We start from the raw sequence: 12,338 nt of genomic DNA, 5'->3' as shown, positions 1-12,338 counted from the left end.
AAAGGCAAACTGGTGGATGAAATATTTAGCGAAAAATGTGAAAAGCATTTTATTCAACCTACCTTTATTATGGATTACCCGGTTGAAATGTCTCCTTTAACTAAAAAACACCGGAGCAAGGCAGGATTGGTAGAAAGGTTTGAATTAATGATTAATGGAAAAGAAGTAGCCAATGCCTATTCGGAATTGAACGACCCAATTGACCAACGTGAACGATTTGAAGAACAATTGCGATTGAGCGAACGTGGCGACGAAGAAGCAATGTTTATTGACCATGACTTTTTGCGAGCTTTGGAATATGGAATGCCTCCAACCTCCGGATTGGGTATCGGAATTGATCGGTTAACCATGATGCTAACCAACAACAGCACGATACAGGAAGTTTTGTTTTTCCCACAAATGCGACCTGAAAAGGCTGAGTAGTCCCTAATTCTTGTTAAATAACTCTTTAAAGACAGATCAACTAAGGAGTTAAGGTTAATACATTTCAAATATTGCCTTACTTCGTATCTGATTATTATTGTCCGGAACAAACGGACAGGTGTTGATTTTATGAAAAACCTTCGAATCTTTCTCATTCTGGCAGTTCTTGTTGGATTGCTGGCATTCATTAAAATAAAGTTTCTAACCAAGGAACAAGGACCGGGTGGGCCTGGTGCAGGTCCGGGCGGCCCCAACAAGGATGCACCGGTTTTGGTGACAGGTTTTGTTGTCCAACCCGACACCTTAAGTAACGAAGTTTATATTTCAGGGAGTTTGGTTGCCAATGAACAAGTTGAACTATTGCCTGAAATACCAGGTAGGGTTGTAAAAATTGGTTTTACAGAAGGCAGCAAAGTAAGTCAAGGTCAATTGCTCGTAAAAATCAATGACGCCGATTTACAAGCCAATTTGAAAAAATTAAGACTACAAGAGAAATTAATTTCAGAAAATGTTGAACGAAGAAAAAAGCTCTTAGCCGTTTCTGGAATTAGTCAGGAAGAATACGATGCAGCAGTAAACCAACTGGCTACCTGCCAAGCCGACATCCTGCTTACCGAGAGTCAAATAGCAAAAACAGAAATCAAAGCGCCCTTTTCCGGAAGCATTGGAATAAAGAATATTAGCTTGGGCGCTGTTGTCAATTCTGCAACACCTATTGCGACTTTGGTCCAAACAGATCCCTTAAAAATCGACTTTTCTATTCCTGAAAAATATTCCCACCTTATTAAAATTGGGCAAACCATTCATTTTAACCTCGATGGTGAAAAACAGCCCTATTCAGCCAAAGTTCAAGTTATTAATCCAAAAATTGATGAAAACACCCGAACTATTCAGGTTAGAGCATTGGCTAACAATCCGGGAGGAAGACTTATTCCGGGAGGGTTTGCAGAAATTCAGCTTCCCTTAAAACAAAGCTCGAGTGCAGTAATGGTTCCAACCCAAGCCATCATTCCGATATTAAAAGGGCAAAAGGTCTTTTTATCCAAAAATGGAATTGCCCAGGAAAGCAAGGTAGAAACAGGTTTTAGAAACGACAAAAAGGTACAGATCCTTTCAGGTGTATCCTTAGGCGATACCATTATTGTATCGGGATTATTATCAGTAAAGCCCGGTAGTAAACTTAAATTTACTTCATCCAAAAACTAAGAAGTCAGGGCTATGAGTATTTCCGAAATCAGCATTCGAAGACCCGTTTTGGCCTTAGTGATGAATATCCTGATTGTTTTGTTCGGAGCAATCGGCTATACCTACCTTGGAGTAAGGGAATACCCATCTGTTGATCCACCGGTAATAACCGTAAGAACCAACTATGCCGGAGCTAACGCTGATATTATCGAATCTCAAATTACTGAACCCCTTGAAAAAGCTATCAATGGGATTGAAGGTATTCGTTCTATTTCTTCTTCGTCCAATCAAGGCTCAAGTATTATTACGGTTGAATTTGATCTCAGCATTAATATGGAAGCAGCGGCCAATGATGTTAGAGACAAGGTTTCACAAACCTTGAGGCAATTACCTCAGGATATAGATGGAATGCCTACGGTTACAAAATCCGATGCCAACGCAGATGCTATCGTGTCTATGGTTTTGCAAAGCAATACGAGAGATATTCTTGAAGTTAGTGATTACGCTGAAAATGTAATTGCCCAACGCTTACAAACCATTCCGGGAGTTTCCAATGTACAAATTTGGGGACAAAAAAAATATGCCATGCGCATATGGATTGACCCCAAAAAGTTATCTGCTTATAAACTTACACCCCTGGATATTAAAACCGCATTGGATAAAGAAAATGTTGAACTTCCAACCGGAAAAATTGCAGGTGACTTTACAGAAATGACCGTGAAGGCTGCCGGAAAACTTAAAGATGAAGAACAATTTAACAACCTTATTATTCTTGACCAAGGTGGTAAGGTTATCAGACTTAGGGATGTAGGTTATGCTAAACTAGGACCGGAAAACGAAGAAACCATCTTAAGGCAATCCGGAATTCCGATGATAGGTCTGGCATTAGTACCACAACCCGGGGCAAATTACATCGACATTGCTACTGAATTTTATAAACGGTATGACGCCATTCAACGTGACCTACCCAAGGATTACAGTTTTGGAATTGCGTTGGATAACACCCGATTTATTTTAAAGTCAATTGAGGAAGTTCAAGAAACCTTGGCTATCGCATTGGTGTTGGTAATTATCATCATTTATTTATTTTTCAGAGATTGGCTTATTGCCTTCCGACCATTGATAGACATTCCGGTTTCTTTGATAGGAACCTTTTTCATCATGTACATTCTAGGATTTTCCATTAATGTGTTAACCTTATTGGCGATTGTATTGGCTACCGGACTTGTGGTAGATGATGGCATTGTGGTTACTGAAAATATTTTCAAAAAAATTGAGCAAGGCTATAAACCTATTCAGGCGGCCATTTTAGGATCGAATGAAATCTTTTTTGCCGTAATTTCTACATCCATTACCCTTGCAGCAGTGTTTCTTCCCATCGTATTTATGCAAGGTTTTGTTGGAAAACTGTTTCAAGAATTTGGAATGGTAATCGCCTCCGCAGTTTTGATTTCAGCTTTTGTTTCCCTGACATTGACCCCGATGTTAAATGCCAGATTAATTCGTAAAAACGATAAGAAAAGTCGGTTTTATGAACTAACTGAGCCATTTTTTCAATGGATGAACGATACTTATCGGAATTCATTAAAAAGCTTTATGCAGATTCGATGGATGGCAATTATCATCCTTTTGGGAATTTTAGGAATTGGCTATTTTTCATTCAAAAGTTTACCTGCCGAACTTGCACCCTTAGAGGATAGAAGCTGGGTAAGGCTTTCCATAACCGCTCCGGAAGGTGCTTCGTATGAATACACCGATAATTTCCTGCTCCGACTTACCGATTTTATTGCAGATTCAATCCCTGAAAAAGATTTACTTCTTACCGTAACTGCTCCCGGATTTGCCGGTTCGGGTGCTGTTAATACCGGATTTGTAAGACTGAAATTTGTTGACCCCGAAAACAGAAAGCGAAGTCAACAACAAATAGCAGATTACATGAGCAGCCAAGCCAAAAACTTTCCGGAAGCCAAAGTATTTGTTATTCAGGAACAAACGATTTCGGCTGGAGGAGGCCCCAGGGGCTCACTTCCTGTCCAATATGTTTTACAAGCACCCAATTTTGAGAAATTACAACAAGTGATCCCCTTGTTTATGGAAGAAGTTAGCAAGCATCCAACTTTTCAAGGTTTTGATGTCAATCTAAAATTCAACCGTCCAGAATTAACCATTACCATAAACCGTGAAAAGGCAAAATCATTGGGTGTTTCAGTTGGTGAAATTGCACAAACTATGCAATTGGCCTTTAGCGGACAACGCTTTTCTTATTTCACAATGAATGGGAAGCAGTACCAAGTAATCGGTCAGGTAGATAGAGCAAACCGAGACGAACCAATTGATCTAAAATCGTTATACGTAAAGAACTCAAAAGGTGAATCAATACAATTGGATAATCTGGTAATGGCTATGGAAAGCAGTAGTCCTCCTCAATTGTACCATTACAACCGTTACCAAAGCGCCACCATTAGTGCAGGTTTAGCTCCTGGCAAAACCATTGGGGAAGGAATAAAAGTGATGGATGAAATCAAAAAGAAGGTTTTAGACGATAGTTTTTCAACTGCCTTAACCGGTCCATCCAGAGATTTTGCCGAAAGTTCATCCAATGTACTTTTTGCATTATTGTTGGCATTGGTTTTAATTTATCTTGTATTAGCAGCACAGTTTGAAAGTTTCATTGATCCATTGGTAATCATGTTTACAGTCCCATTGGCATTTGGTAGTGCCTTGTTTTCACTTTGGTATTTCAATCAAACCAACAATATATTCAGCCAAATTGGAATGATTATGCTTATTGGTTTGGTCACCAAAAATGGAATATTAATTGTAGAGTTTGCCAATCAATTAAAAGAAAAGGGCAAATCCAAAGCAGAGGCAATTATGGAAGCGGCTGTTGCCAGATTGAGGCCTATCTTAATGACAAGTATCGCCACTGCTTTGGGTGCTTTACCTATCGCATTGGCTTTAGGTTCAGGCTCAAAAAGCAGAACCGGAATGGGAATAGTGGTAACCGGAGGTGTATTACTTTCTCTTATTTTAACCTTATATGTAATTCCTGCCATGTATTCCTATATGAGCAAAGAATTCAAGCCACAGGAAGATGAAGACATTGAAACCAAACCTATTGAGCATGCCTAAACTAGTGACTCGAAGTTTTGTTTTGTTCCGATTCATTTGGGTAATCGCTTGTTGCCTCTGGACTTTCTCCGTTAAAGGACAAGAACGAATAAGCATGCAATCGGCCATTGAAGAAGCTTTAAAAAGCAATTTCTCTGTTCAAATTTCGCGTAATAAAGTGGACATTGCACAAAATGAATCAACCATTGGAAATGCCGGAATGTTGCCTGTGGTTTCTATCGGTGCCGGAGAAAACTTTGCTTTAAACAATACCCAACAAAAGCTGAGCACCGGTAATGAAATAAACAGAAAGGGGGCTCAATCTACCAATACCAGTGCCGGAGTAAGTTTAAATTGGACTTTATTCGATGGATTCAAAATGTTTATTACTTATGATAAACTAAAAGCTACCAAAGTTCTAAGTGAAACAGAACTAAGGCAGCAAATGGAAAATGTAGTCGGAAAAGTAATTAGCTCTTACCTTGAAATTGTCAAACAACAAGAAATGCTTCGTGTTATTGATACCACCCTGGTATTGCTAAAAGAAAGAATGGAATTGGCAAAAAACAAGTGGGAAATTGGTACTGCCTCCAAAATGGAATTCCTTCAAACAACAGTTGACCTAAATGAACAGAAGTCTGCCCGGTTAAATCAATTATTGGCCATAGAAAATGCCAAAACCCAATTAAACGTTTTGTTAGGCCGGAAACCGGAAACCGCTCTGGAAGTAGAAACAGGTATCCAATTAAAAAAGGACTTTGTGCTGGAGAATTTAAAAACAGATGCCATTCAAAACAATTCAGGTTTAACCAATTTAAGACAGTATCGCCTGATCTCTGAATTAAGCTTAAAAGAAATCCGTTCAGGATATTATCCAAAACTTATTGGTTCGGCAGGATACACCTATTCCAGGTCAACCAACCAGGCAAGCATTATCCAATACAATCAAAACCTTGGATTGACTGCCGGATTAAATTTAAGTTGGAATGTTTTTGATGGTCTAAATTTAAGGCGGAAAATACATACGGCCCAATTAGGTCTGAATGGTATTAAGCTTGAAATGGAGGAATTACAGAATCAGACTGAATCTTCAATAATTATGGCTTTTCGAAAGTTTAGTTATGCCTTAAGTGTTCTGGAAATGGAAGAAGCCAACTTGCAGGTTGCCAAGGAATCTGTAATGGTTGCAAGAGAACGTTTCAAAGCCGGAAGTTCTACTCTTTTGGAGTTGAAAGATGTGGAAAGATCCTTTATTGATGCAAATTCAAGGTTGGTTAATGCCCAGTATTTATCCAAACTGGCAGAAACGGAATTAAAACAAATTAGTGGGACTTTGCTTCAATAAGTAGGAATTCATGTTAAATTTCGGGCTTAACAACAAGTTTTTTTTAGCACATTTCACCCTATTAAATAAATCACAATCAATTAATTAAAAATTCCAACTGCGAATTTTTAATGCGACAATTGATTTTTTTTTACCAAACACTCAATCTTCAATTTGAGGATGTTTACCATCAGAAAAATAAGTTCAGATGGCAAGCACGGCTACCTATACCAATAGAAATGAAGAGAAGGTTTACGTGGTCGTGTTTTATCCTTTTGATTATTTCAGGTCAAAAAGAAAAATAAGCCGTCGGGTTTGGAAGAACCAAAAGATTACTGATAGGATTATCTGGGGAGGAATCGATACGTTTCGACCTGGAATTGTTATCCATTACGATTTTACCGAATTGACTGTGAAATCTAAAAGAAAGGAGAATTGTACAACCATTCGTTTGGACCAATATTTCTTTAATCATACCGTTACATGGGATTAAATTCAAAAAACAAGGTCATATAAAATCTCCCTAAAGCTAATTACAATGAAAAACCTAAAACTAAGCATTGGTTTTCCAGGCCTACCACCCAGACCCAGAAAACAAACCTCCAAGAAATAAATCCTAAAACCCCTAGAAAACCCAAAGGTTGGTCAATCTTCAACTTCCTCTGCTATTTTATATATTTAAAAAGATTGACCACCTTTTCCATTTTTAAAATCATTTTTAATTCCTAATAATCTATACGAGGATAGCAAATCCGATCTACTTTATTTTGTTGTAGGTACTCCTACTCAAGCATTTTGTGGAGCATCTGTTACATGATTAAAAAAACAGATTGATTTACAAAAACTTAACTAGTTTGAATGTTTCAAACACCTTATCTAAATTCAAAATAGTATTGGACTAATTCTCAAAAATCATTGGTATAATAGGTACAGGTGTAATTTGGGTTAGAGACCACCTGTATGGGTTGCGCATCGGGCAACGATAGAGGCAAGTAGCCCACAGGACACCGACGGCGCTAGCCTAGGGGGACGAGGACTACAGCCGATAGCGTGACCCGAACGCCCATGCAGTTTGTTTTAGATTACGCTAAAAATTAGTTGGGCGAAGGGGGCCCGCATACAAAGAATTTAAAAAGAAAGCCGTTTGTTTTATTGACATTTTCCAACAACTCAAAATTACATGATCCATTAGAATAGTCCGTAAAACAAAAAAGATGGAAGACAAACGCCCTCCATCTTTTTGAATAAAGAAATTTAGTGTTATGGCATAACGGTTATTGCAACAACTCCAGGTTCAATGGTTAATTGATTAGGATAGTAAGCCATTACAAAGGTTGCCCCTGCAGAAGCCCCTCCATTCGAAGAGATTGTTGTTGTTGCAGAGTTGGGATTGGAAATACTCACAATATTTAATTGTTGATCAATAATTGGAATACCGGTCAGAGGCAATTCCCACTTTAACCCTGGCAAATTGCCTATATTCACTAAATAATTGGACGAACCATTTCGAAAAGCTACTCGATCTACTTTATAGGTTGTGGCTGTAAACGAACCACTCGTTGGATTCTGGGTTATGTTTCCGGTAAATGGATCCACCGTAAAACCACCAAAATCAGCATGGAAAGGACTAACCATTACCACCGTATCAGGATAAACAGCAATTTCAGCCGAGGCAGTTACCCCTTTTGATTTAACCCGAACATATGCATGTCCAACTGCACCGGTAGAGCTAACTAATCCTGTTTGATCAATACTTACAGGAATTGGCTCTTGGTTTCCTTCCTCATCTTCGGCAGGTACAACACTCCATTCGAAAGTTGTACTGGAGGTAACGTCTGAATTGCTGCTATTAAATGCTTTTGCTGAAAACTGAAGGGTTTCATTACGAAACATGGCCCCGGATGATGGAGTCAATTCGATTCGGGAAACAGGCAAATCTACCCCGGGGTCCCCAACTACCAATACCGGAACTACAAACTGCGATGATTGTCCACCAATGCTTGCGTTAACAGTTATGGCGCAATTACCGGTTCCTGTAAAACTTACCAAACCATTGGCATCTACGCTTGCTACTCCCGAGTTGCTGCTTGTGAAGGAATAACTTGCAGCAGAAGTTCCAAAATAAATGGTTTCCAATTGAATAGACCCGGAATTGGTTGACCACACTATGGCGGAAGGTACAACCGTGAATAAGGAAGCTGATTCATGAATACCCACCGGAACCGATGCCGTATACGTTTGTCCTTCATAACTGGCAGTGGCTGTAATAATCGTAGTAGTTGCACTGGCACTAACAAACGTGCTTCCGGTAAAGCTACCCGCCTCGGCTACACTGCTCGACCAGGAAACCGAAGGTGGAACTACCACCTGTCCATCCGTTCCTACCAAAACTGCCGAAAAGCTTACCCCTGAGCCTAAGGTAAGACCTTGTGCACCATTCTCAATTACTAAAACATACTTTTTTGAATCGGTCGAATCCCCGTCCTTTTTACAAGAGGTAAAAACCAAAGCCAAACAAACCAAGGCTAGAAAGGTCTTTTGAAAAATAAAATTTGTTGCGTTTTTCATGTTGAAATTAATTTGATCACAAAAGTAAGGACAAGCCCTTTCATATAAATTTGTATACCTTTATTAACTGAATACAGTATAATACATCAAAAATTTTAAACATATTAATAATCAAGGTATATTTAAATTTTTTATGAGTTCATAAAACATGAATAAACAGCTATTGCATACCTACCGGCAACTAAACCCAACCGAACAATTGAACATTCGAAAGTCACTGAATGGTCAAACGCTTCCCCTACGCCTGCTTGACTTTTTAGAAGCCTGTACAAACGAGAGTTTCTTTAACCGGGATGTTGTTTCATTTTTATATCCGGAACAAACCCAGCCTTATTCGGTCTTGGAAAACCGCTACTATAAGATACGCAAAAAATTATTGGATTACCTCAACATGCAATCCTTTGATCAGGCCTCCCAAAGCCTTTTCCACCGCTATGAAATTGAGCTAAAAACCATGCAACGTCGCATTCGGGAGGGACAGGTCACCAAAACCTATGCGAAACTTGAAAACTTGGTCAATCGCCTTTGGAACCTCAACCTGTTTGAGCTCTTACCAGAGGCCATTGATAGCTTAATATTTGCCAATCAAACCTTTAACCGCTTAGATAAAAACCAAGACCTCCATCAACAATACAACCTCTCATTAAACCTTCATACCGATCTGCTGCAATGTTTAAATAGGGCCCGTAAGGTATATGAAGTCAACTTCAGCATGGGTATGAAGGCGGCAATAGTCCATTTAAACGAATTAAAACGGTTTGCCCTCAAACATCCTTCCTACCCACGATTCAGATATTGTTATGAATTTGCTTCCGCCTATTACAAACTAGGCAGCCGAGAATACGTGCATGCTATGAATATTGTGGGCCGACATATGAATTCGGTTTGGAAGCTTCACAACCTTCATCCTGAAATGCCCTTGTTCAACTTCCGGGTCAATTACGAGTATAGTCAGCGTTATCATTTGTTGGAAATCAGAGCTTTTTACCTCTATAATACCTGCCATTTCAAATCCTCTTACGAAACTTACAAGCAATTATTGCAAGAACCGGGCAATAGCAAGTCTCAGCTAGGATTGGTCAATGAAACAACCTATATCAATGCCATTCGGGGAGCACTTGCAGCAGAACAACCCAAAGATGCACTGGAATATGGTCGCAAGTTGTCTCAATTCCAGGCTGCCAACAATACACATAACGCCTTCAATCCCGTGTGGATGGTCTACTTACAGGTTTACCTCGATTTTGGTATACAGGTGCAAGAAAAAAGTCCTGACGACCTTTACCAACAGTTACTTTCCGATATTGTTTTGTTAGAACAACAAGGCAATCGTGTATTCCTGGGTGAGGCATTGTTATTGGAACTAAAATGGTGCATAATACACCAAAGTTGGCAAAGGGCCGAGATATTGATTAGCCATACCATTCTCCAGGAAGCCCTGTTTCACGACACCTCCATAAAGCAACTATTAAAGGAAAGTATAGCCTACTTCAGCCAAAAGTCAGATGAAAGACAAACCCAGCTTTTCGAGCGTCAAATTAATCGTCAAAGGCTTAAAGAACTTCATCCTCAAAAAGTATTTCTGTTGCGCTGGCTTAAGCGTTACCTTGCCCATACACAGAAAGAACCAGAATAAAACTCATTCTTTATGGCAACTTATATTAAAAATAAGCACTAGTCTATTTTTGAAAAGTTGGGGGTTCCCCTACGGGTCGGGCTTTACGTTCCAATCTTTTTGCTCGTAACCTCGACAAAAAGGATTTCCACTGCAATCCCTAACCCGGGTGCTAACCAAACTGTTGTGCGGACCATATAGTTAGTTTGCGTTGGAATAACTTCAGGGTTATTTAATAAGGAAAATTCCTTAGAAAATATAACCAATGGTGAATATAGGGAGTAAAGGGTTTATGTTGTAAAAATGCTAATAAGATCTTTACCAGCAAACTTCGACTTTACCCGAAAAATCTATTTTCTCAAAAAACAACTATCGAACACCCAAACTGTCTAAATTAGCAAGCTTGGCTTTGTATTGGAGGGGATTTAGAGAAAGATACAAAAAAAAAGCACGCCAAAAGTAGCGTGCTTTCCCTGAGTGGTCCCGTAGGGATTCGAACCCCAAACCTTCTGATCCGTAGTCAGATGCTCTATCCAATTGAGCTACGGAACCAACTATATTGTACCTTTTTTGAAAAGGAGGGCAAAAATACAATTATTCTGCTAATACAATAACTTTATTTTTATTCATTTCCACAACCCCTCCATTTACTTCGAAGAATTTAGTGTTATTGCTTCCGTCAACTACCTTAATTTTACCTTTAGTAAGGGTTGCTACAATAGGTGCGTGCATGTTCATCAATTCAAAAGAACCTTCTGAACCCGGTAATTGAACCACATTAATTTCTCCTGCATAAAGCTCAGAGTCCGGAGTTACGATTTCGATGTACATGAAGTTAATTATTTAGCTTCAGCCAATAGTTTTTTACCTTTTTCAATGGCATCTTCAATTGAACCTACCAAGTTAAATGCTGCTTCAGGATATTGATCTACCTCGCCATCCATAATCATATTGAAACCTTTAATGGTATCTTCAATATCAACAAAAACACCTTTAAGACCGGTAAATTGTTCCGCTACGTGGAATGGTTGTGACAAGAAACGTTGAACACGACGTGCTCTGTGTACCACCAATTTATCTTCTTCAGACAACTCATCCATACCTAGAATGGCAATAATATCTTGAAGTTCTTTGTAACGTTGTAGAATTTGTTTCACCCTTTGAGCAGTATTATAGTGCTTATCACCAAGTACCGCAGGAGATAAAATCCTAGAAGTAGAATCCAATGGATCCACAGCAGGATAAATTCCCAACTCTGCAATTTTACGACTTAATACCGTTGTAGCATCTAAGTGGGCAAAGGTAGTAGCAGGTGCAGGGTCAGTTAAGTCATCCGCAGGCACATAAACCGCTTGTACAGAGGTAATAGAACCACGTTTGGTAGAAGTAATACGCTCTTGCATCAAACCCATCTCAGTGGCAAGGGTTGGTTGGTAACCTACCGCTGATGGCATACGACCTAATAACGCAGATACCTCAGAACCAGCTTGAGTAAAACGGAAGATATTATCAATGAAGAAAAGAATATCACGTCCTCCACTTTGCTCATCACCATCACGGAAATATTCCGCCATAGTCAAACCAGACAAGGCCACACGTGCACGAGCCCCTGGAGGTTCGTTCATTTGTCCAAACACCAAGGTAGCCTGAGATTTTGCCAACTCTTCCAAATCCACTTTGCTCAAATCCCATCCACCTTCTTCCATCGAATGTTTAAATGCATCACCATACTTGATAACGCCCGATTCAATCATCTCTCTCAACAAATCGTTCCCTTCACGCGTACGCTCACCCACACCGGCAAATACAGAAAGACCTGCATAACCTTTCGCGATATTATTAATCAATTCCATGATCAATACGGTTTTACCAACACCGGCTCCACCAAACAATCCAATTTTACCACCTTTGGCATAAGGCTCTAACAAGTCAATTACTTTGATACCTGTAAAAAGAACCTCCGCTGATGTAGATAATTCTTCAAACTTAGGTGGTGTGCGGTGAATAGTATATCCACCTTCATTGGAAACACTATTAATTCCATCAATAGCCTCTCCAATTACATTAAATAAACGACCTTTTACTTTGTCGCCAATTGGCATACGTATTGAA

At 39.3% G+C, this 12,338-nt stretch carries 9 protein-coding genes and 1 tRNA gene; 6 read left to right on the top strand and 4 right to left on the bottom strand.

All coding sequences use genetic code 11. The features are described 5' to 3' along the window. The 5 genes from K1X82_12885 to K1X82_12865 form a co-directional block, all read left to right on the top strand. Positions 1-423: lysine--tRNA ligase (locus K1X82_12885; protein ID MBX7183000.1), on the top strand; the 423-nt coding region annotated here is incomplete at its 5' end. A 129-nt stretch (positions 424-552) separates the two neighbouring features. Beyond that, positions 553-1,629: an efflux RND transporter periplasmic adaptor subunit gene (locus K1X82_12880; GenBank protein ID MBX7182999.1), complete on the top strand. Its 1,077-nt coding sequence runs from the start codon at positions 553-555 to the stop codon at positions 1,627-1,629. Between the two features lie 12 nt (positions 1,630-1,641). Then, positions 1,642-4,740 carry an efflux RND transporter permease subunit gene (locus K1X82_12875; GenBank protein MBX7182998.1) on the top strand — a complete coding sequence of 1,033 codons (3,099 nt, stop codon included), beginning with the start codon at positions 1,642-1,644 and terminating at the stop codon, positions 4,738-4,740. After that, positions 4,733-6,064: a TolC family protein gene (locus K1X82_12870; protein MBX7182997.1), complete on the top strand. Its 1,332-nt coding sequence runs from the start codon at positions 4,733-4,735 to the stop codon at positions 6,062-6,064. Before K1X82_12875 ends, K1X82_12870 begins: the two co-directional genes overlap by 8 nt. 187 nt (positions 6,065-6,251) lie before the next feature. Continuing rightward, entirely contained in the window at positions 6,252-6,536 is a 285-nt protein-coding gene (locus tag K1X82_12865) for a hypothetical protein (protein MBX7182996.1), read from the top strand. 767 nt (positions 6,537-7,303) lie between these two features. On the opposite strand, the gene K1X82_12860 is transcribed toward K1X82_12865, so the two are convergent. Continuing rightward, positions 7,304-8,611 (bottom strand): hypothetical protein, encoded by a 1,308-nt coding sequence (locus K1X82_12860; protein ID MBX7182995.1) that lies wholly within the window; start codon positions 8,609-8,611, stop codon positions 7,304-7,306. A 148-nt stretch (positions 8,612-8,759) separates the two neighbouring features. On the opposite strand from K1X82_12860, the gene K1X82_12855 reads away from it, so the two are divergent. Beyond that, entirely contained in the window at positions 8,760-10,247 is a 1,488-nt protein-coding gene (locus tag K1X82_12855) for a hypothetical protein (GenBank protein MBX7182994.1), read from the top strand. Between the two features lie 457 nt (positions 10,248-10,704). Here the strand turns inward: K1X82_12855 and K1X82_12850 are convergent. The 3 genes from K1X82_12850 to atpD all read right to left on the bottom strand — a co-directional run. After that, positions 10,705-10,778, bottom strand: a tRNA-Arg gene (locus tag K1X82_12850). Between the two features lie 42 nt (positions 10,779-10,820). After that, positions 10,821-11,057 carry a F0F1 ATP synthase subunit epsilon gene (locus tag K1X82_12845; protein ID MBX7182993.1) on the bottom strand — a complete coding sequence of 79 codons (237 nt, stop codon included), beginning with the start codon at positions 11,055-11,057 and terminating at the stop codon, positions 10,821-10,823. 8 nt (positions 11,058-11,065) lie between these two features. Continuing rightward, a partial coding sequence (atpD, locus tag K1X82_12840; GenBank protein MBX7182992.1) for a F0F1 ATP synthase subunit beta occupies positions 11,066-12,338 on the bottom strand: 1,273 nt, incomplete at its 5' end.

The sequence above is a fragment of the Bacteroidia bacterium genome, assembly GCA_019695265.1.
Classification (GTDB): Bacteria; Bacteroidota; Bacteroidia; order JAIBAJ01; family JAIBAJ01; genus JAIBAJ01.
The sequence above is the reverse complement of the archived record's forward strand: the minus strand, read 5'-3'. Positions and strand labels throughout refer to the sequence as shown.